This window comes from Candidatus Liberibacter solanacearum CLso-ZC1 (assembly GCF_000183665.1).
Classification (GTDB): Bacteria; Pseudomonadota; Alphaproteobacteria; order Rhizobiales; family Rhizobiaceae; genus Liberibacter; species Liberibacter solanacearum.
Genome location: NC_014774.1, coordinates 772,277 through 791,937, shown reverse-complemented (window position 1 = coordinate 791,937; position 19,661 = coordinate 772,277). Strand labels below are relative to the sequence as shown.

The window sequence follows — 19,661 nt, the reverse complement described above, 5'->3', positions numbered from 1 at the left end:
AATGCAGTATATTTTCGAAGTAAGACAGAAAACCCATCTATGCTTTTTAAAAGGAGGCTTCTGTTGCCAGGTGCCTCCAAACCCCGCCTGATGGTGCAACCCATCAGGGCTTAAAGTGAGAAATCGCATTGCCTAAGCGGCCAGGCGAGTTTCTCCAGCGAAGTTGTCATTTGCAACTACATTTTTAGTCCGATAACGGTGGTACAATGCCGAGCGAACTTTCAACCTTTACACCCTTGTCTATCCTATTTCGCCCCCTTATTGTTATGGTGGAGGCGCCGGGTACCGCCCCCGGGTCCAACAAGCTTATTACGCAGACTATTTATCGCTATATCCAAATGGCATCAATATTATATATGTGTTTGGCTTATATGGGAAGAGAGTAATAAAAGATAACTCAATAAATATTTTTATAAATAATAATAGGTTGGGAAAATAAAGTAGTATTTTAATCTTCTTCGTCATGTTATTACCTCTACTTCAGATGTGTTGGGAATGATTGTTGCTTATATGGAAAGAGAGTAATAAAAGATAACTCAATAATATTTGTATAAATAACAATAGGTTAGAAAAATGCGGCAATATCTTAATCTTCTTCGTCATGTTATTACGTCTGGTTCAGATCGTCGAGATCGTACAGGTGTTGGCACGCGTAGCACTTTTGGTTATCAAATGCGTTTTGATTTGTCCAAGGGATTCCCTTTGTTGACAACCAAAAAAGTTCATTTGAAGTCTGTTATTTACGAGCTTCTTTGGTTTTTAAAAGGAGGAAGCAATATTTCTTATCTTCATCAACATGGTGTCAGTATATGGGATGAATGGGCGAGCAAAGATGGTGATCTTGGACCCATATACGGAGTGCAGTGGCGTTCTTGGCCTGATTATGATGGGAATACTATTGATCAAATTTCTTCTATTATAAGGAGTTTACGTACTGATCCGTATTCTCGTCGCCATATAGTATCGGCTTGGAATGTTGCGCTAATAGATAAAATGGCGCTACCTCCCTGTCATTGTTTATTTCAATTTTATGTCGATGATGGGAAATTATCATGTCAGCTATACCAACGTTCGGGCGACGTTTTTCTTGGCATACCTTTTAATATTGCCTCATATTCATTATTGACGATGATGTTAGCAAGTGTCATCGGATTTCGGTATGGAGAATTTATTCATACCCTTGGAGATGTGCACTTGTATAATAATCATTTTGAGCAAGCTCACTTGCAACTTTCTCGATCTCCAAAAAAAACACCCCATATGATCATTAATCCGAATGTTGTAGATTTGTTTTCCTTTCAATATGAAGATTTTACTCTAGAATCTTATGAACCGCATGCAGCTATTCCTGCAAAGGTAACAGTGTGATTGCCCTTTAAAAATACTCATAAATCCTAGGATATTGAATATTGAACTATCTTATTTTCATAGTATCCGCACATACACCTGAGCTATACTCTTGATGAGTGTAATGAGTTTTTTTATTAGTAAGATATCGAAAAAATAAGTTTTTTTGATCAATTAGTACTTTGAAAGTGGCATGAATACTCTATTGCCGTGTTTTTGACCTCTTTCTTCGGATATTTTCGAGTGGTTATGAGGTGGATTGAGGTTCTGTCAGCAGAGGAGGGCTTAACCAAGGCTTCTTAATCTTACTGATCGTAACTTTACCATCGCTTCTTCTACAGGCATTAATCTTAACTTTACCATCGTGCTTGACAGGTACTGATTGAGCATCGCACTTTCCTGCAGGACATTTTAACCCTCTACTATAATTATCATTCGATTTTAGGGGTTTTAAATTTTTTGCATTCTGTTAGTGTAGAAAAAGGTGGAAAACTCCTATTAATGTTTTTTTTACAATAAAATTTTTCTAATAACTTGCAGTTAGTATGTTTTGCAAGATTCGAGTATCTTTTAATATTGCCTCGTATTCGTCTTCCTACGGAAAAAAAAATCGTTGTATAATGATGATTAATCCGATGTCATAGGTTTATTTTCTTTCCAATAAGCTAGCAGTGTGGATTAAATGCCCAAAATCATTTTAATTGTTGCGATAGCAAGTAATAATGTTATTGGAGATTATGGCCATATGCCTTGGAAACTTTCTTCCGATCTCAAACGATTTAAAGAATTGACTTTAGGTAATCCAATTATCATGGGTTATCGTACCTTTCTATCAATTAAAAAAAATCCTTTACCAGGAAGATTAAATATTGTATTGACACGCAATCATCGTGATGATGTTTCAGGTTCAGAGATAAAATTTGCAGATTCTATAGATCGTTCCCTAGAAATTGCTTATAAAACAGAAAGCAAAAAAGTATTCTTCATAGGTGGGCAGGAAATATATACTCAGACGATTAATCGTGCGGATAATTTATATGTTACCCATATCGAAGCAGCGATTAAAGGAGATGCTTTTTTCCCTCCTATTGATCCTTCTTGTTGGCAAGAAAAAGGAAAACCAATCTTCATTCCCGCAAGTGAAAAAGATGAATATCCAACGCGATTTGTGATATATCATCGTCGTTTTCCAGGAAAAATTTTATAGTATGAAAATTATTTTAGTTGAAATTATGCAATTATCGTTTATACGTGAGGACGTATTGTAAAATGATATTATGATTTTTTTTATTCAAATTTAAGAGGTTTTGATGCCTAATAATAATAACAATGGTAGAGGGCCGTGGGGTCCTCGTTCCACTGAGTTCAACCATTCGAATAATAACGGTTCTCCTCCTTTTGATTTTGATAATTTTATAGCGCGTTTGATTAGAAAAATATTAGGTTTTATCCCTTCTTTTTATACGTATAGTTCTCTTTATATTTCCGCTTTAGTAGCCTTTTCTTTCTGTCTATTCCAATCAATATACATCGTTCATCCAGATGAAAGAGGCGTTGAATTGCGCTTTGGTAAGATAAAAAATGAAATTTCATTGCCTGGTTTGCATGTGATGTTTTGGCCTATTGATCAAGTCGAAATTGTTAAAGTTATAGAGCGACAAGAAAATATAGGAAGACCTGTGAGTTCTTCTTCTAATAATGGTCTAATCCTTACGGGAGATCAAAATATTGTCAGTTTACAGTTTTCTATTCTGTATGTCGTGAGTGATCCTCGATCATATTTATTCAATTTGGAAAATCCCAGAGATATTTTAAGGCAAGTCGCTGAAAGTGCTATGCGTGAAGTAGTCGGAGGGAGAATAGCGGTCGACATATTTCGTTCTAAACGTCAACAAATAGCGTTAGAAGTCAGAGAATTAATTCAAAAGACGATGGATTCTTATAAATCTGGGATATTGATTAATACAATTTCTATCGAAGATGTTTCTCCTCCACGTGAAGTAGCCAGTGCTTTTGATGAAGTACAACGTGCAGAGCAAGATGAAGAGCGTTTTATTGAAGAATCTAATAAGTATACTAATCAAATTTTAGGTTCAGCACGAGGCGAAGCTTCTCGTATTCGTGAATCTTCTATTGCTTATAAGGATCGTATTATTCAAGAGGCTAAGGGAGAAGCAGACCGTTTCTTATCTGTTTATGGGCAATATGTTAATGCACCTGCATTGCTCCGTAGTAGAATATATTTAGAGACCATGGAAGGTATTTTAAAGGGATCGAAAAAGGTTGTTATTGATCAAAAACAAACTGTTATACCTTATTTGCCTCTTAACGAAATGTTTTCTCCTGTTCAAAAACAACAGAATTCGGATGGTGTAAAATGATAGAAAAGAGATCTTATATTGTTTTTTTGCTGATTTTTTCCCTCCTTGTAGGATTGTCGTTAACTTCATTTTTTGTTGTTAATGTGCGTGAACAGGCAGTTGTTATACGATTCGGAAAGATTAGTTCTGTTTATAATGAACCGGGTATTTATTTTAAAATGCCGTTTTCTTTTTTGAATTTTGATAGAGTACAATATCTTCAAAAACAAATTTTGTCTTTGAATCTTGATAGTATTCGCGTCCAAGTTGCTGATGGAAAATTCTATCAAATTGATGCTATGATGGCTCATCGAATTGTTGATCCAGTGTTATTTTGTCAATCTGTATCATGTGATCGTATTATTGCCGAAGCTCGTTTGCGTACGCGTCTTGATGCTGCCCTTCGGCGTGTTTATGGATTGCGTCGTTTTAATGATGCTCTATCCAAACAGCGTGAAGTAATGATGAGGGAAGTGCGTGATGATTTGCGTCTTGATGCTGAAAAATTAGGAATTAGTATAGAAGATGTACGCGTACGACGTACTGATTTAACGCAAGAGGTTTCTAAACAAACATATGATCGTATGAAGGCAGAGCGCTTGGCGGAATCTGAGCTTATCCGAGCTCGAGGAAGAGAAGAGGGGCAAAGACGTATGTCTATCGCTGATCGTAAGGCAACTCAGATTTTAGCTGAAGCAAGACGTTATTCTGAAGTTAATTATGGTCAGGGTGAGGCAGAAAGAGAGCGTATTCTTTCTGCTGTATTTAAAAAAGATCCAGAATTTTTTGAATTTTATCGTTCTATGAAAGCGTATGCTAATTCACTTAATTCTTCAGATACATTTTTTGTTCTTTCTCCAGATTCGGACTTTTTTAAGTATTTTGATCGTTCTCAAGAGAAAGAGACCAATTCTAAAAAATAGAATAAAAACCTTCTAAATTTAAGAGAAAAAGGTTTCTAGAGCCGTGTTATGAAATATTTTTAAGAGTATTTCATACTAAAATGAAGTTGCGGGTATATTTTATATCATTTCTTATGTATAATAATCTATCTGATCACGATTTCAGATTAATCAATAGTAGCTACTTTCTACAATTATAAGTTGTTTTTTAAGAGAAAATAAGATAATTTATTGTGCGAAAGTATTATTAGTTCCTCCATTTGTTGACGTAGATATAAAATAAAAAAATATGATCTATTGGTTTAGGAGGTAACGATGGTTTTGGATATGCAAACTCATTGTTGGAATTCACAGTATATCCTGAAAAACACATAATCCTGATACTAATTAATGCACATTACTATCTTTCTAATCACTTGCGTGATTGTGTTAAAGGAAGTTTTCTTATCAAGCAACGGATGGGCTTAAACTCTGTTTTTTTTAAAGGAGGGTTTTATGATTATAATTCCACCGCTCTTACTTAATTTAATTAAAAGGTTTGAAGGTCAACGTTTAAAAGCGTATCAATGTCCTGCAGGAGTATGGACTATTGGTTATGGACATACTGGAAATGATGTTTTTAAAGATTTGGTTATCACTGAGCAAAAAGCAGAATCTCTTCTTAAGCAAGATGTTTTGAAGTTTTTAACTCAAGTATTTAAGATTTCTCCCTCTCTTATTGATGCTGGTGAAAACCGCATATCAGCAATTGGAGATTTTGTTTTTAATCTTGGTATTGCTAGATACCGTAAGAGTACGCTTCGAAAACGTGTTGATGTAGGTGATTGGAAGAGTGCTTCTGATGAATGCAAAAAATGGTGTTTTGCTGGTCAAAAGAAGTTGAGGGGTCTTGTACTTAGACGAAAGGTTGAGGCAGATTTGTTGTTGAAAGGTTAGAGATTTTTTTTGATGATAAAATAGGATAGATCATAGCAAAATACTTCTAGAAGTTTACTTACCGATATCTCAAATAGTACGGTGATGATGTACATACAATACAATATAAACAAAAAAATATTTTAATTAATCAATTGATTTTTGATAAAAATCTAAAATTAATTGTAGTTTATTGGCATAATCAATTTTTTAGGTATATTTTACAATTTCATGTTGTTTATATCCTTGAATATATAATAAAGATTCGAGATCGCTGTGATCAATACGTATTTTTGCTTGTTCTGCAAGAGCTGGTTTAGCATGGAAAGCAACTCCATATCCTGCCAGCTTAATCATATCCAGATCATTTATCCCGTCGCCGACAGCAATGGCATCTTCGGGGTTAATTTGAAGATTCTTTGTTGTTTCTAATAGGATTTTTGATTTTGATTCTCTATCAAGGATTGGTTCCAAAACTTCTCCTGTCAATATTTCATTTTTCTCTATTAAATTATTAGCATGATAGTGATTAAATCCTAGATGTTGAGCAATAACATGAGCGAAAATTGTGAATCCACCCGAAACAAGCAGGGTAAAAGCGCCGTTTTTTTTCATAGTATTGACCAGTTCATATCCTCCGGGAGTGTATGTAATTCGCTTTTCAATGAGAGAATAAATGATTTTTGTAGAAATTCCTTTTAAGAGAGACACTCTTTCACGAAGTGAATCTTGAAAAGACATTTCTCCATTCATTGCACGAGAAGTAAGACGAGATACTTGTTCTTTTATTCCTATTGTATCTGCAAGCTCGTCAATGCATTCTTGTTCTATCATAGTAGAATCCATATCGGCAATGAGAAGAATTTTACGTCTATTTTCATGTCGATGTATAACGAGATCAATCGGTTTATCTGCTATAATGGAAAGTATTTTTTGTTTATAATGATCTATCGTTCCGTGAGGAGGGAGGATGATCTCGCAGGAGATAGAATCAGCAAGCCAGTAAAACATAGAAGAATTAACTGTTTGCATTATTTGTTTTACAAGAGAATTATTCAGTATAGAATTAGAGCGATGAGTAATAAGTGTAGCAATAAGAGCCATGATGATGTTCCTTTCAACAGATACTAAAGCTATTTTAATAGCTGGTCCGACAGCTAGTGGTAAATCAATGTGTGCTTTGAAATTAGCACAAAAATTGAATGGTGCGATTATTAATGCTGATAGTATGCAAGTATATGATACTCTTAAAATTCTCACTTCCCGACCGTCTGATCAAGATATGCAATCTATTCCTCACTATCTTTATGGTCATGTACCTGCTCAACAAGCCTATTCTACTGGAAAATGGTTACGTTGTGCCATTAAAAAAATTACAGAAGTACAGAAAAATGGTCATTTGCCTATAATAGTAGGAGGAACAGGACTTTATTTCCGTGCATTAACAGGTCAATTTTCTGTTATGCCAGAAATACCGATGTCCATAAGGAAAAATGTGCGTGAAAAATTGGAAAAATATGGACCGCATGTTCTCCATGATGAATTGTCCCAGATTGATTCTTGTGCCGCTCAAAAAATCCATCTTTCTGATGGACAAAGAATTGCACGTGCTCTTGAAATAAAAATGGTTTCCGGTCAATCTATTACAGAATTTTGGAAACAATCATCAAATCCTATTATCCCTATTGAATCAGCATATAAGATTGTCATTCTTCCTGAGAGGAGTTATTTAAAGGATAAAATTAGTCAACGTTTTAAACGAATGTTGGATTCAGGGGCAATAGATGAAATACGCAGTTTGATGAAAATGAATTTATCATTAGATCTCCCAATAATGAAAGCAATAGGAGTTTGGGATATTATGGCGCTCTTAAAAGGTGAAATAAATTATGAGGAAACATTACTAAGGGGCATTATAGCAACTAATCAATATGCTAAAAAACAAATAACGTGGTTTTGTCATCAATTGAATGAAGATTGGAAAAAAATAACATCTGCAGATGATCTGCTGTAAAATATGAAGAAGGGTATTTAAAACGATAGGAAACGGAAGTATAGATTTGGGAGAAAAAATTTAAAATAATCATATTATGAATAGATAACGATGATCATAGTTCAAAACTTCCGTTGCCCTATAATCAAAGAATTTTCTCTCATTTATTTAAAATATTTTTTATAAAATAAGACACTATCCTGGCAAATAAGTTATATAATTTACATATAACTCTTGTATGTGAGGCTTGTAAAATGTTATAATGGAGGTATTATCCTTTAGTTGTATACAAAGTATTATAAAGGAAGGATGGCCGAGCGGTTTAAGGCACTGGTCTTGAAAACCAGAGATGGGCAACTATCCGTGGGTTCGAATCCCTCTCCTTCCGCCAGAGAAAAGTAAAATCAATGACTTGCATCAAAGTAAGACCAGATCGGACTCATGAATAATCAATGACTTATAAACCGAATAGTCCTACCTTTTTACATACAATCTGCTATCATTTTAGCTGCTTTATAAGCAAGTTTCTTTGCGTTAACTTCTCTTGTGTAGAGATCAGCCATATCTGTTTTTGACCAACCGTACTAGCCATCAGTTCATGAGGACTAGCACCTGCATTTGCTGCTATTGTTGCTCCTGCTTTTCTTAGTCCGTGAGCTCTCTGCATTCATCGGGCAATTCTGCTTCTTTGCACCTATCTCTAAACCAGTTGCCAAAAGATCCAGAAGAAGAAAAAGTTTTGCCGTGAGCAGTGATCAAAAAAGTATCTCCATTTGCTCCTACTGCATCCAAGCATGTCTGCAAATCTTCAAAAATCGGAACATGAACTTGTTTGCCTGTTTTTTGTGTACGGATTGATAAGACACTGTCTTTGACATGTTGTTTACCGATTCTTATTGCATCGGGATCGTCGCAGTCCTAGAAATAATATTAGCTCTAAAGCTAATCTTGCCATTAGGATGATGCTTACGATAAATTTCTACTTGTTCAATTGTCCATGTACGCATTCCTACCGTTCTCGTCAGGGGTCTTCGTACTCCGATGACGGGACAATTATACATTAGTCATGAAAGATAAGAAAAATATACATGCCTCTCTGTCGATTTACTGTATCTATCAAAGATAATATATCTCTGAAGCTTGGACATCCATTAGCTTGTAAATATATACTTTTACCCGCTATTAAAAATATATACCTTAAGCTATACCAATTATAGCATTTTCCTATATAAAATATAGCTGTTGAACTATCAAAATATAGGAATATTTAGGCTTTACAAGTGTCTAGGCTTTGGAGGGTAGTCCCCCCTAAATCACTTTTTCGGGGGGCTAAACGCTTCACACCCATTAAATGCAGCAAAAATAAAACAAATGACAGGAGGCGACTGTATGACAGCCCGCTTTAATTACGGCAATACATACAGCGAAGCACGGGCTAGTTTTACTCCTTTTATCGTATCCAATAAACATTTGTTTGTCAGAAATCTAGATGATGCATGGTGGAGACGCTATATTGTCATTCCTTTTGACAAACCGATAGCTAATAGAGACGCAACATTCGCCCAAAAACTAGAAACTGAATATGCCTTAGAAGCGAAGAAGTGGTTTTTAGAGGGGATTAAAGCGTATATCCGCAACGGTCGTAACCTTGATATTGATGTACCTGAAGTATGCATAAACGCTAAAGAGGAAGAAAGACGGGGAACAGATACCTATCAAGCATGGATTGATGACTGTTGCGAGGGTTGGTGAGGGATTTTTAGAAGAGAGTAGTATTTTAGCAAAAAGCTACAGTGAGTACCGAGAACAAGAGCTAAATTACGATAGAAAACGCATATCAACAAGAACCGTTACACTTAATCTCAAGCAAAAAGGGTTTATAGGAGGTCGAGAATGGGAGAAATCAAATTCAGATAGAAGAAAATATCTCCCGCATTATAAGAGGCTTAAAACTTAAGCCCGCTTTTGAAGCTGTGGAAAATGAATCTAATGTTATAGATTTTAAAAGGTAATAGTAATTGACTCTTTTAACCTAAAATAGGTATAATAACGAAATGACTAATACAGCGGTAAAACAAAAGCCACATAAAGATAGTGTTGATGTCCGTTTCGCAAAGGTGGAGACAACACTACCATTTCTTGCGACTAAAGCAGATTTAGCTGATGTTAAAACCGATCTTAAAGAAGATATAGTTAATGTTAGGGCGGATATATCTAACGTTAGAACGGAACTTAAAGAAGATATATCTAACGTTAGAACGGAACTTAAAGAAGATATATCTAACGTTAGAACGGAACTTAAAGAAGATATATCTAACGTTAGAACGGAACTTAAAGAAGATATATCTAAGGTTAGAACAGAGCTTAAAGAAGATATATCTAAGGTTAGAACAGAGCTTAAAGAAGATATTGCTGATGTTAAAGACGCAATAAATACTCAAACCAAATGGTTTATGGGAATAATAATAACCATTATATTATCGGTGTTTGGATCTACAATAGGAATACTGTTAAAGCTATCTAGCCATTAAATATTTGTTTTCGACTATTTTACGTATAGCCATGGTTTTATACTCTTCATATAATCTAGCTTCTTCGCTTTCTATGCAGAAAAGCCACTAGACAAAACACCTTAAATAATGCCGATTATCAACAATCGGAGTTATTGCCTATGCGAGCATTCCCGCTTGCTCTGGCATTTCCGTTTACTGTGGCACATCCGCCTATTACAGCATCGCCGTATACTTTAGCACATCCGCTTATTTGGGCGGATTCGCATACTATAGCATTGCCGTATACTTCGGAATATCCGCTTACTGCGACGCATCCGCTTACTGTAGCACATTCTTATTCTTTCACCATGGCACAGTCGTCTACTATGGGTACATCCGTCTACTATGGCATTGTCGAGTACTACAGCAGATTCGCTGACTGTGTGGCATTTTCTCCAATCCAACAATCCCCATCGTGGCTTAGGTTAAATTCACTCCTCACCCATCCACCAAGGTCGCCTTTTTTGACATTAAATCCTACATTATTGATGTCTCTTAACGCTTTAATACGGTGAAGCGTTACGCCGTTATGTTCTTGAGTTTCATCGGTTAATTCAAATTTCTTAGCCATTGTCTATTCCTAGTTTTTGCTAAGAGAGATTTTCACACCTCCCTTAGCTATTATTGGTGTTTAAGATGCTTCTTTGATTTATTCGGTGTATTCACTTTTTAAGGTTAAACTAGCTGTGAACAGCGATTTTAAAAGCTCCTCTGCCAAACCCTCCAGATTAGGTTTTTTCACATTTGAGAAATCACTTAAGCTTAACGTATGTTTAATTTCTTGGTAGTGATTTTCTAAATACACCTTTAATTCCCAATACGGAGCATTGAGAATTTCACTCTCGTTGAATGATGAGAATTCATTAGAGAATGTTTCATTAAGTTCGTACCTTAAGTCTTCGTCATTAACTATCTTTGCGATCGCTAAAGGTTTGTACTCCTCAATCAGTTTAGCTTCTTCACTTTTACGTAGTCATTCCTGAACTTCACGACAGCATTGATTAAATCATTAGGATTAGGACATATCGGCGTAACAGTCTTTAAACTATTTTCCTTGGCGAATAACCGTCTCAATTCTATGATTTTGTCTTTAAACTTCCGCTTTTTCCCCGTATCCTTAGGGCTATAGTTGCCAATTGAAACCCATTCATCTATTCTTTCTTTGACGTCCTCAAACACGTAGTTTTTAAACTGTTCTTGTAATCCTATAGTCATTGTTTTACTCCTTAAATTGGTGGTTAAGCTACTTCTTTGATTTGTTCGGTATCATCACTTTTTAAAGTTAAGTTAACTGTGAATAGCGATTTTAAAAGCTCCTTTGCCAAATCTCTAAGATAAGGCTTTACATAAGGCTTTACAGCATCCGTTGAATTGTTTAGCGTATGTTTAACCTCATCGTAAAGTCCACAAAACGATAGGTAACTTCTTGTTCCTCCTTTAAAATATATCCGATGCTAAATTGTTGGTTGTTGGTGTTACTTGCTCTTCACCATCAGGATTGACATCTACCCTGTCCTAAAGGACGAGGATTCCTACAGTGTTTAGACTATTGGCCTAACTCACCTCAGCGGGTTCCTGCTTCACTGGAAAGCTTAATTGTGCTTCCTCCACAGGCAAATACGGCATACTCTTCCGCTAAAACGACGATAATATCACATTATTTAATGCCCTACAAGAGTTTTGCGCTTATATCCCCGTCCTGAAGAACGGGGTTTTCGGCGTATGCGGATAAGTGAAACTAAAATATTACAACATTAATTTACATAGACAAGCCTACAATTCTTTACTAACACTTTGATTTAGGGTATAAAAAGAGGTATGGAAAAGGAACTTAAAAACACCCTTAATTGGAAAGAAATAGGGCAACGTTTTAGGGATTTACGTGAGCGAAACGGTTACGAGCGTTCGGATATTATAAAAAAAACCGACGATCAAGGCGGTGCTGTATACAAGTACGAATCTGGCGTTCAACCCGCTAGCACCAACTACGCTTTGTTTCTTCGTAATGAATTCGGGGCGTCTTTCGATTGGTTGTATGACGGGGTTGAGACTCGTAGAAAATATAAAGATGTCCAAACAAAGAAGATTATAGACCCGCATGCTATAGGGGCAAGACTTAAAGCCATTCGTAAAGATGAGGGTATGACTCAAGGCGAGTTTGGAGCTTTAGTAGGGTTAACCCATACGGGAATAAGCAAAATAGAAACAGGACACAGAACACCAGAAATCAAGACTGCATTGAAGATTAAGAGATCTTTAGGAAAGACACTCGACTGGATTTATTTCGGGGATGAAGAAATAATACCGAAAAAGAACAGACTACGAGCAAAGCAAAGCAATTTTCTTCACGAATCAAAGAAAAATTCAAGATTGTAGTATATGTTGTCCATAACTTCTTACACCTATTTAGTGGGTTTGGTGGGGTAGAGGATGGATTTGGAAAAGCCTATGTTGGAGGAAGTATTAAAACACTTCTTAAGGGGTGAATGTCAAATTCGAGGCGATAACAACCATCATCATAAACGGCACTAAATTTAATGTCTCAGTGTATCCGTGTTGTGTTCTCTATCAAATCATAATCGCTAATGGTGTCCCGTTAATTTCGATAATAATCGATGTATCCATTTGTTTTAACTAATTTCTTGGAAAAGAATTTTCGTATATCTTTTGTCTCAAGAGGAGTTCCGTAACCTGATTATTCATAGGCGTCTTTCCATGGCGCTTCTGTATGGGGTCAAATTTCTTAATTTCCATGCGGAAAACTGCCCATAAAATTCAAAAACATCGTCTAGTATATTTCTATCCTTTTGGTCAATTTCCCCAAACTCTTCGGAAGACAAGCTTTCCGTTTCTGGAACTGGAATAGGTGATGATTCATGTTTTTGAACTCCTCATATAGCTCTGGAATGACTGGTCCATGCCTCTATAGATTCGTCAAAGAGGGGATGTGAGTCTTCTTCTCTTACAGCAGATATCATTGTTTTTAAGAAAATAAATTTAAAATAGAAAATTTACCATTTTCTTTTTTATTAGGTGAGAGCTGCAGAGAAATATTTTTTTCATGATCATCCATCGAATCTTTTTCTAAAGGGGGGAAAAATGCTAATGTCAATGCTATTTTATGGGTTGTAGATTGGTAATGATTAACATTGACTGCATAGAGAAAATTTTCTAATTTTTTAGGATCTTTAAAATCTTTGATATTAATGAGTTTTTTCAAAATATGAATTTTGGTACTTTCAGGTAAAGATGGGAAATGAGGCGATAATCGTAGTTTTTTAGAAATTACTTGAAAAAGATTTTTATCTCCTAAAATATCATAGATGTTTTTAATAGTAGGAATAGTGCGTTTAAAATAGAGTAATAATGCGACATCAGGATCTTTCTCTTCTTCCTTTTTTTGAAGTATTTGATTTTTATAAAGATCAACAACATGATCTATATGAAAATTGTCTTGTACTTTTCCGGTATTTTCATTAGATTTTGTGCCGTGGATATCAAAGTTAAATGAAAGCATTATTTCTTTGTATCGACTATCCTTGTATGTATTAGCAAGGCTTTTGGTATTGTTTAAATCAGACTTGAAGATCTTTTCTAAAAAACTATTTTTTACTTTTTTCGGATCAATTTCTTTGGATTCCAGGAGAAAATTTAGTATCCTTTTGTTGGCAAGAAGATCGTTAAAAGAATGAATTGTTTGAATATTAGAGGTATAATACTCCACTTCTTTATCAGTATCTTTTTTTATCCTGATATTTTGTGCTGAAGAAAATATTTTATTTTCATTATAAAGACTCTTTTTATAACCTATATAATTCATGACATTATCTCGTAAGGTTAGTTTTGACTGTGTCAAACGATTGAATCCGATTTCACCTTTTTTATTGAAATTAAATGCGTGATGAAGATTGATAAAACGATTGTCTTTTAATTGATTTACATAACTCTTTGAATCGGAAGAATCACTGATAAGAATATCCCGTAATCGATACTTATTAAGATCATTTTTCTTGATCCCATATGCTTGTAAAGCGAATTCTAATGGTGTAATTGGTTGGCTTTTATTACTACTGATATACGATTTGGGTTTCATATTTAAAAACTGATCAACAGATTTAATATCTCCTGAGATGTCTTTTTTATAGTTTTCAATCAATGATTCAATTTTTTGACTGCGTAATTTTTTGCAATTCGTCTGATATAGAAAAAGTAGCTTATCAATTTGTTTTTTAGTCTGAATTGCTGGGCGAGAGTTTATATCACCAGCATAATCAATTTGAAAAAATTTTTTGACTTGGACAATACTAGGATCATTATTTTTTATAAGTTTTAAAAAATTATTCTCTGTTACTTTTGGATCAAGAGAAAGAGATATTTGAAGTATTTTATATAGTTTTGGATCTTTTAAAAGTTGTTCGAAAGAAGGAATAGAATTAATGCTTGATCGATAATACTTTTGATCAGAAAAAATAACTTCTTCCGGAACACTCATTATCGTATGAGAAAAATAGTTGTGTACCATATTTTCTATCTGCATATTTGTTAAAATTTTATCTTTATGTATTGGAGAACCATTGGATTGAAAACGAAAATTATCTGCTAATGCGTGCAAAAGATTTTCTTTAGGTGTTTTTTGCTTTGTATGATCGAGTTCAGACGTGAGCGATTCCTTTAGAAAAGACAGAGATATGTACTGAGGATTAATACCAAAAGACTGGAGGGCATAATTGACGAGACGTCGATTCTTGATCAATTGATCAACAGACGTAATGTTATTAATATTTTGACGAAAATATTTGCTTTCTTCCAAAGCATCTTTTTCTTTGCGTTTATAAGAGGTGATATAATCCTCTATCACCTTTTTTTGTTGTATAGTAGTTTGGATACTTTTGGGAGCAGGCGAAAAATCAAACTGGCTGGCAAATGTTTGATATTTCTTACTATTCATTTTGTTGACCAAACTTTCGGGAACAGAAAGATCGCTTGTTAAAATTTTCTGGAGAAATGTTTTTGCATGTGACATGTCCGATAAATCAAATGCTTTCAAAACGTAATTTAAAAGACGCTTATCATTGATAAATTCTTCAACAGTAGATATTTTCTTTATTTTTTCTCTATAATATTTCTCTTCACGAGAGACGATAGGATCTTTGGAAATAGTGGCAATTGATTTTTTATAAACCTTATCAGATAAGATAAGATTAGATATAGATGCCGTCGATATCATAGAATAACTCCAAACATTTGCTAGAGACATCCGACCATCTATAAACACCTTAAAGGTATTATGCACTATTTATTGCAATATTGCTATATTTAACTTCTTCTCTTGATACAAAAAGTATACCACAAAGTTCAAACCAATTTTAAGAAGAATCAAGAGTATCATAGGAAAATGCATTTTTTAATCTTTTGATTTCATCACGGATGCGAGCTGCTTCTTCAAAATTCATATTGTCAGCTGCGATGAGCATTTGTTTACGTAGTGATTTTAAATGTAATTCTCGTTCCTTTTTGGATTGAGGCAACTGTTCGGTATTGATTGTGATCTCGGATTTGGAGTTATTTTCTTGTAGAATGGGATCAATGACTTCAATGATTTTTTCTTTTACTGACTCTGGTTTGATATTATTTTTCCTATTATATTCTTGCTGTTTCTCGCGTCTTCTAGTTGTCTCGTCAATAGCTAATTTAATGGATTTGGTCATCGTATCGGCATAAAGAATCACTTTACTATCGACGTTACGTGCCGCGCGCCCAATCGTTTGGATCAAAGATGTTCTAGAGCGTAAAAAACCTTCTTTATCTGCATCAAGAATAGCGACAAGACCACATTCAGGAATATCCAATCCTTCGCGGAGCAGATTAATTCCGACAAGAACATCAAATTTTCCAAGACGAAGATCACGTATGATTTCAATGCGTTCCAAGGTATGTACTTCGGAATGCATGTAGCGTACACGAATATTATGTTCATAAAGATATTCGGTTAAGTCTTCTGCCATCCGTTTCGTGAGAACTGTTAATAAAATGCGTAAACCATTCTGAATCGTTAGGTTTATTTCTTCCTTAATATCCTCTACTTGTGTTCGAGCAGATCGAATCTCTACCGGAGGATCAACAAGTCCGGTCGGACGAATAATTTGTTCAACAATCATTCCTTGACATTTTTCTAATTCCCATGCTCCGGGAGTGGCTGAAACGACAATAGTAGTTGGACGTAAGCAATCCCATTCTTCAAAACGCAATGGACGATTATCCATACAAGAAGGAAGGCGAAAACCATATTCTGCTAAAGTTGCTTTACGGCGAAAATCACCTCGATACATGCCACTAATTTGAGGAATAGTAACATGACTTTCATCAACAAATAATAAGGCATTTTCCGAAATATATTCAAAAAGAGTAGGAGGGGGTTCGCCAGGATTACGTCCGGTTAGATAGCGAGAATAATTTTCAATAGACTGGCAAGATCCTGTTGTTTCTAGCATTTCTAAATCGTAAGTTATCCGTTGTGCAAGCCGTTGAGATTCAAGCAATCTTCCTTCTTTTTCTAATTCAATAAGACGAACATTTAGTTCTTCTTTAATGCATTTCATGGCTGCATTAAGAGTAGGTCTTGGTGTGACATAATGGGAATTAGCATATATTTTAATTTCTTCTAAATTTCTATTCTTTTGACCCGTAAGAGGATCAAATTCAGCAATTTCTTCAATATCATTGCCAAACATGCTAATGCGCCATGCAGTGTTTTCAAGATGAGAAGGAAAAATTTCAATTGAATCGCCACAAACCCGAAAAGATCCTCGTACAATCCCCATATCTTGTCGCTTATATTGTTGTTTGACCAAAGAAGAAAGTAATTCTTTTTGTTCTATTTGATCTCCTATTTTTATTTTTAAAATCATTTGTGAATAAGATTCAACTGATCCTATACCATAGATACAAGATACCGAAGAAACGACAATGCAATCATTGCGTTCTAAGAGAGAACGAGTAGCAGAGTGGCGCATACGATCGATTTGCTCGTTAATAGAAGATTCTTTTTCAATATAAGTATCTGTACGTGGAACATATGCTTCTGGTTGATAATAATCATAATAAGAAACGAAATATTCAACTGCGTTATTGGGGAAAAAATTTTTAAACTCTGAATAAAGTTGTGCGGCTAAAATTTTATTGGGTGCCATCACAATAGCAGGTCGTTGCATTGCTTCAATAACTTTTGCCATGGTAAAAGTTTTGCCTGATCCGGTCACTCCAAGCAAAAGCTGGATTTTTTCTTCTGCATGAATGCTTTCTACGATTTGAGAAATAGCAGATGGCTGATCTCCAGAAGGTTGGTAGTCTGTGTGCATCTGAAATGGAGAGATTTTCTTTGGATGATTGTGGATCGATAAAGAACGATGCGGAGTCCAAATTTTTCCGTTTTTGAAAAGTGGATTATCTGATTGTATTAAACGTGCAAGCGCTTGCACTGATGGAGTCATTGCATTTTCAGCAATTTCTTTTTTAGGAATATTATTTAATGCCGTTCTTTTCTTATCTTGTGTAGTAGGTTTCTTCGATTGCAATGCAATTTTTGATGATTTGGGATCAGAATTATGAAGTGATTTCTCTTTATTTATGCGTTTCGCTACATTTTTGCGATGTTTTCCAGCTTCAGAACGAATTTGACGCATCGTATTGGCAACAATTTCTTTATCTGCGTAAAATTGTTTTTTTTCAAAAGAAAGATAATCCTGATCATCTGTAAAAGAAGAACGAGTTGACTCTATGTGTGAAGGTTTCTTGATAGAAAAAATTTTTTTCTTTGACATGGACAAAGCATAGCAAGATCATTTGAAAAATGAAACAGCACACTTCATTTTAAGTGTTTGGTATATCAGGGCTCATATTTCATTTAACATCAAGAGGTTTAATAGGTTGTGGTACACCTTGCTTATCAACTGCCACCATGATAAATGTTGCCTCAGATGTTTTTTGCAAACAATCTAGTGCATTGCGAGTTGAAGTCCATACATCACAGTAGATCGTAATAGAAGTTCTTCCGATTGCACGGACATCAGTATAAATATGAACTAAATCACCTACATAAACAGGTTTCTCAAACAATAATTCCTTCACAGCTTTAGTGACTACACGGCTTTTAGCAACCTCAGATGCACATATACCGCATGCTAAATCAATTTGAGACATAATCCATCCACCGAAAATATTCCCATCTATATTGATGTCGGTAGGCATGGTTTGAACTTTGAGCGTTAATTTGCCGGAAGAATGCAATCGATTATTCATAAAGGATCCTTTCTTCAATTTTTATATAAAACATTTACATTATATCCATTATCATGGATTTGTATACTTTTTACTATCTTGTAATAAATATTTTTATTCGTATTTTTTAAAAACAATTATCCAGCTAAACAACGTTATAAAAAGATTATCTCACATGATTATTTTAATAATAATGTGTTTTTTATTATGAATTATTACATAAATATATAATATATCATTTAGTATAATGTTTATCGAGCAGTGTTTGTTTAAGGATTTTTATTGTGGATTATATTTATTATATCATCATAGCCAGTTTTATTTCAGGAGCTTTTTCTGGAATCTTTGGGGTTGGTGGTGGTTTAGCTATGGTTCCTATACTGAATAAAGTATTCCAATTAATGGGAGTGGATGATTCCATATCCACGTATGTTGCGATGGGAACATCTTTGGGAGTGATAGCGCCAACTTCCTTTATGTCATTTATGGAACATAGACGTCACTCAGAAATTGATATGAAAATCGTTAAAGATTGGATCATTGTGATTCCTGTCACTGTTATTGTAACATCAATTATGGTTACGCATATTGACCAATCTTTTTTGAATAAATCTTTTTCTATTTTTTGTTCTTTAATAGGATGTTTAATGTTAGTAAAAGATCGTTTTTGTTATAAAAAAAGTTTTCCTGACAACTATCTCAAATATTTTTGGGGCGTTGTCATAGGATTTTTATCGGGATCTTTGGGAGTAGGAGGGGGTGTGTTTTGTACTATTCTCATGTTGTTTTATGGATCTTCAATTTATAAAGCTACAGCAATTTCCAGTGCTGTTAGTGTTTTGATTTCTTTTCCTGGGGTTTTAGTGAGAATTTATAGTGGTTGGGGAGTAGAAGGATTGCCTCCGTTATCTATTGGTTTTGTTAATATCGGAGCTATTTTTTTTATTCTTCCTATCAGTATTCTTGTCACTCCATTCTTTACAAAACTATCTTATATGATAGGAAAGAAATATCTTTCAATAGGATTTAGCATGCTTATGTTTACAACATCTTTTTTGTTTGCGTAGTTGATCTTATTGAAAATAGATACTTTTTCTTCTTGTTATAGTGTCTTGATGATATTTATGTTGCTTATACGCAAAAAGAAAAAGCGAGTGGATATTACGAAGAATGAGCAGGCAGTGATAACACTCATTGTTTGTATTGCTGCCATTATTGCCGTCGTTTTATTTAAACCCTTGCCTTTAGAGTGATTCAAAGGTAGGAGGCGTGGTTAAAACTGAATCTCTGAAAGGCTTTTCGCCTCTTCGTTTAA

General features: G+C 34.7%; 21 protein-coding genes, 1 tRNA gene and 1 other RNA gene. 14 read left to right on the top strand and 9 right to left on the bottom strand.

The window, feature by feature from the left end; translation table 11 throughout:
• Positions 1-49: 49 nt before the first annotated feature.
• Positions 50-382: a transfer-messenger RNA gene (gene ssrA / locus CKC_RS05965) on the bottom strand.
• A 191-nt stretch (positions 383-573) separates the two neighbouring features.
• On the opposite strand from ssrA, the gene CKC_RS03625 reads away from it, so the two are divergent.
• From CKC_RS03625 to CKC_RS03605, 5 genes are all read left to right on the top strand, one after another.
• Positions 574-1,368 carry a thymidylate synthase gene (locus CKC_RS03625; RefSeq protein ID WP_013462159.1) on the top strand — a complete coding sequence of 265 codons (795 nt, stop codon included), beginning with the start codon at positions 574-576 and terminating at the stop codon, positions 1,366-1,368.
• Positions 1,369-2,029: 661 nt separating this feature from the next.
• A complete protein-coding gene (locus tag CKC_RS03620; RefSeq protein WP_013462158.1) occupies positions 2,030-2,554 on the top strand; it encodes a dihydrofolate reductase in 525 nt (174 codons plus the stop codon).
• Positions 2,555-2,657: 103 nt separating this feature from the next.
• The gene (hflK, locus tag CKC_RS03615; protein WP_013462157.1) at positions 2,658-3,728 is read left to right on the top strand and encodes an FtsH protease activity modulator HflK; all 1,071 of its coding nucleotides are present in this window, start codon (positions 2,658-2,660) and stop codon (positions 3,726-3,728) included.
• Positions 3,725-4,630 carry a protease modulator HflC gene (gene hflC, locus CKC_RS03610; protein WP_013462156.1) on the top strand — a complete coding sequence of 302 codons (906 nt, stop codon included), beginning with the start codon at positions 3,725-3,727 and terminating at the stop codon, positions 4,628-4,630. Before hflK ends, hflC begins: the two co-directional genes overlap by 4 nt.
• A 474-nt stretch (positions 4,631-5,104) precedes the next feature.
• Positions 5,105-5,545 carry a lysozyme gene (locus tag CKC_RS03605; protein ID WP_013462155.1) on the top strand — a complete coding sequence of 147 codons (441 nt, stop codon included), beginning with the start codon at positions 5,105-5,107 and terminating at the stop codon, positions 5,543-5,545.
• Between the two features lie 189 nt (positions 5,546-5,734).
• Here the strand turns inward: CKC_RS03605 and serB are convergent, their stop codons facing one another.
• On the bottom strand, positions 5,735-6,628 hold the full coding sequence (gene serB, locus CKC_RS03600; protein WP_013462154.1) for a phosphoserine phosphatase SerB: 894 nt from the start codon (positions 6,626-6,628) through the stop codon (positions 5,735-5,737).
• Here serB and miaA point away from each other — a divergent pair.
• The gene (gene miaA / locus CKC_RS03595) at positions 6,627-7,538 is read left to right on the top strand and encodes a tRNA (adenosine(37)-N6)-dimethylallyltransferase MiaA (protein ID WP_013462153.1); all 912 of its coding nucleotides are present in this window, start codon (positions 6,627-6,629) and stop codon (positions 7,536-7,538) included. The genes serB and miaA overlap by 2 nt on opposite strands.
• Positions 7,539-7,820: 282 nt before the next feature.
• A tRNA-Ser gene (locus CKC_RS03590) sits at positions 7,821-7,908 on the top strand.
• Between the two features lie 108 nt (positions 7,909-8,016).
• Here the strand turns inward: CKC_RS03590 and CKC_RS06210 are convergent.
• The 3 genes from CKC_RS06210 to CKC_RS06200 form a co-directional block, all read right to left on the bottom strand.
• Positions 8,017-8,184, bottom strand: coding sequence for a hypothetical protein (locus CKC_RS06210; RefSeq protein WP_013462152.1), 168 nt, complete (start codon positions 8,182-8,184; stop codon positions 8,017-8,019).
• Complete coding sequence (locus CKC_RS06205) at positions 8,163-8,321, bottom strand: hypothetical protein (protein WP_193345356.1); 159 nt, start codon at positions 8,319-8,321, stop codon at positions 8,163-8,165. Before CKC_RS06205 ends, CKC_RS06210 begins: the two co-directional genes overlap by 22 nt.
• Before the next feature lie 89 nt (positions 8,322-8,410).
• The gene (locus tag CKC_RS06200) at positions 8,411-8,578 is read right to left on the bottom strand and encodes a hypothetical protein (RefSeq protein WP_193345355.1); all 168 of its coding nucleotides are present in this window, start codon (positions 8,576-8,578) and stop codon (positions 8,411-8,413) included.
• 328 nt (positions 8,579-8,906) lie between these two features.
• Here CKC_RS06200 and CKC_RS06325 point away from each other — a divergent pair, with 328 nt between their 5' ends.
• From CKC_RS06325 to CKC_RS06075, 4 genes are all read left to right on the top strand, one after another.
• Positions 8,907-9,269, top strand: coding sequence for a primase (locus CKC_RS06325; RefSeq protein ID WP_013462150.1), 363 nt, complete (start codon positions 8,907-8,909; stop codon positions 9,267-9,269).
• Entirely contained in the window at positions 9,247-9,474 is a 228-nt protein-coding gene (locus CKC_RS06320) for a hypothetical protein (RefSeq protein WP_013462149.1), read from the top strand. Before CKC_RS06325 ends, CKC_RS06320 begins: the two co-directional genes overlap by 23 nt.
• A gap of 97 nt (positions 9,475-9,571) precedes the next feature.
• On the top strand, positions 9,572-10,048 hold the full coding sequence (locus tag CKC_RS03570; protein WP_013462148.1) for a DUF1640 domain-containing protein: 477 nt from the start codon (positions 9,572-9,574) through the stop codon (positions 10,046-10,048).
• A gap of 140 nt (positions 10,049-10,188) precedes the next feature.
• Complete coding sequence (locus tag CKC_RS06075) at positions 10,189-10,584, top strand: hypothetical protein (protein ID WP_143827772.1); 396 nt, start codon at positions 10,189-10,191, stop codon at positions 10,582-10,584.
• 430 nt (positions 10,585-11,014) lie between these two features.
• On the opposite strand, the gene CKC_RS05825 is transcribed toward CKC_RS06075, so the two are convergent.
• Entirely contained in the window at positions 11,015-11,284 is a 270-nt protein-coding gene (locus CKC_RS05825; protein ID WP_013462146.1) for a hypothetical protein, read from the bottom strand.
• A gap of 603 nt (positions 11,285-11,887) precedes the next feature.
• Here CKC_RS05825 and CKC_RS03555 point away from each other — a divergent pair.
• The gene (locus tag CKC_RS03555; RefSeq protein ID WP_013462145.1) at positions 11,888-12,445 is read left to right on the top strand and encodes a helix-turn-helix domain-containing protein; all 558 of its coding nucleotides are present in this window, start codon (positions 11,888-11,890) and stop codon (positions 12,443-12,445) included.
• A 607-nt stretch (positions 12,446-13,052) separates the two neighbouring features.
• On the opposite strand, the gene CKC_RS03550 is transcribed toward CKC_RS03555, so the two are convergent.
• The 3 genes from CKC_RS03550 to CKC_RS03540 all read right to left on the bottom strand — a co-directional run bounded on the left by CKC_RS03550 (position 13,053) and on the right by CKC_RS03540 (position 18,367).
• Positions 13,053-15,296, bottom strand: coding sequence for a DUF1217 domain-containing protein (locus CKC_RS03550; RefSeq protein WP_143827771.1), 2,244 nt, complete (start codon positions 15,294-15,296; stop codon positions 13,053-13,055).
• Between the two features lie 139 nt (positions 15,297-15,435).
• On the bottom strand, positions 15,436-17,889 hold the full coding sequence (uvrB, locus tag CKC_RS03545; protein WP_013462143.1) for an excinuclease ABC subunit UvrB: 2,454 nt from the start codon (positions 17,887-17,889) through the stop codon (positions 15,436-15,438).
• A 79-nt stretch (positions 17,890-17,968) separates the two neighbouring features.
• Complete coding sequence (locus CKC_RS03540) at positions 17,969-18,367, bottom strand: acyl-CoA thioesterase (protein ID WP_013462142.1); 399 nt, start codon at positions 18,365-18,367, stop codon at positions 17,969-17,971.
• 263 nt (positions 18,368-18,630) lie between these two features.
• Between CKC_RS03540 and CKC_RS03535 the strand changes: the two genes are divergently transcribed.
• Both CKC_RS03535 and CKC_RS06150 read left to right on the top strand, forming a co-directional pair.
• Positions 18,631-19,413 (top strand): sulfite exporter TauE/SafE family protein, encoded by a 783-nt coding sequence (locus CKC_RS03535; RefSeq protein ID WP_013462141.1) that lies wholly within the window; start codon positions 18,631-18,633, stop codon positions 19,411-19,413.
• A 9-nt stretch (positions 19,414-19,422) separates the two neighbouring features.
• A complete protein-coding gene (locus CKC_RS06150) occupies positions 19,423-19,599 on the top strand; it encodes a hypothetical protein (protein ID WP_158304000.1) in 177 nt (58 codons plus the stop codon).
• The last annotated feature ends 62 nt before the right edge of the window (positions 19,600-19,661 follow it).

Excerpts from the sequence above, each read along its gene's own strand:
- CKC_RS03605 (WP_013462155.1), top strand. The coding sequence starts at position 5,105 with ATGATTATAATTCCACCGCTCTTACTTAATTTAATTAAAAGGTTTGAA.
- CKC_RS06320 (WP_013462149.1), top strand. The coding sequence starts at position 9,247 with ATGACTGTTGCGAGGGTTGGTGAGGGATTTTTAGAAGAGAGTAGTATT.
- uvrB (WP_013462143.1), bottom strand. The coding sequence starts at position 17,889 with ATGTCAAAGAAAAAAATTTTTTCTATCAAGAAACCTTCACACATAGAG.
- CKC_RS06075 (WP_143827772.1), top strand. The coding sequence starts at position 10,189 with ATGCGAGCATTCCCGCTTGCTCTGGCATTTCCGTTTACTGTGGCACAT.
- CKC_RS05825 (WP_013462146.1), bottom strand. The coding sequence starts at position 11,284 with ATGACTATAGGATTACAAGAACAGTTTAAAAACTACGTGTTTGAGGAC.
- CKC_RS06200 (WP_193345355.1), bottom strand. The coding sequence starts at position 8,578 with ATGTATAATTGTCCCGTCATCGGAGTACGAAGACCCCTGACGAGAACG.
- hflC (WP_013462156.1), top strand. The coding sequence starts at position 3,725 with ATGATAGAAAAGAGATCTTATATTGTTTTTTTGCTGATTTTTTCCCTC.
- CKC_RS03555 (WP_013462145.1), top strand. The coding sequence starts at position 11,888 with ATGGAAAAGGAACTTAAAAACACCCTTAATTGGAAAGAAATAGGGCAA.
- hflK (WP_013462157.1), top strand. The coding sequence starts at position 2,658 with ATGCCTAATAATAATAACAATGGTAGAGGGCCGTGGGGTCCTCGTTCC.
- CKC_RS03570 (WP_013462148.1), top strand. The coding sequence starts at position 9,572 with ATGACTAATACAGCGGTAAAACAAAAGCCACATAAAGATAGTGTTGAT.
- CKC_RS03550 (WP_143827771.1), bottom strand. The coding sequence starts at position 15,296 with ATGATATCGACGGCATCTATATCTAATCTTATCTTATCTGATAAGGTT.
- CKC_RS03620 (WP_013462158.1), top strand. The coding sequence starts at position 2,030 with ATGCCCAAAATCATTTTAATTGTTGCGATAGCAAGTAATAATGTTATT.
- CKC_RS06210 (WP_013462152.1), bottom strand. The coding sequence starts at position 8,184 with ATGCAGAGAGCTCACGGACTAAGAAAAGCAGGAGCAACAATAGCAGCA.
- serB (WP_013462154.1), bottom strand. The coding sequence starts at position 6,628 with ATGGCTCTTATTGCTACACTTATTACTCATCGCTCTAATTCTATACTG.
- CKC_RS03625 (WP_013462159.1), top strand. The coding sequence starts at position 574 with ATGCGGCAATATCTTAATCTTCTTCGTCATGTTATTACGTCTGGTTCA.
- miaA (WP_013462153.1), top strand. The coding sequence starts at position 6,627 with ATGATGATGTTCCTTTCAACAGATACTAAAGCTATTTTAATAGCTGGT.
- CKC_RS06325 (WP_013462150.1), top strand. The coding sequence starts at position 8,907 with ATGACAGCCCGCTTTAATTACGGCAATACATACAGCGAAGCACGGGCT.
- CKC_RS03540 (WP_013462142.1), bottom strand. The coding sequence starts at position 18,367 with ATGAATAATCGATTGCATTCTTCCGGCAAATTAACGCTCAAAGTTCAA.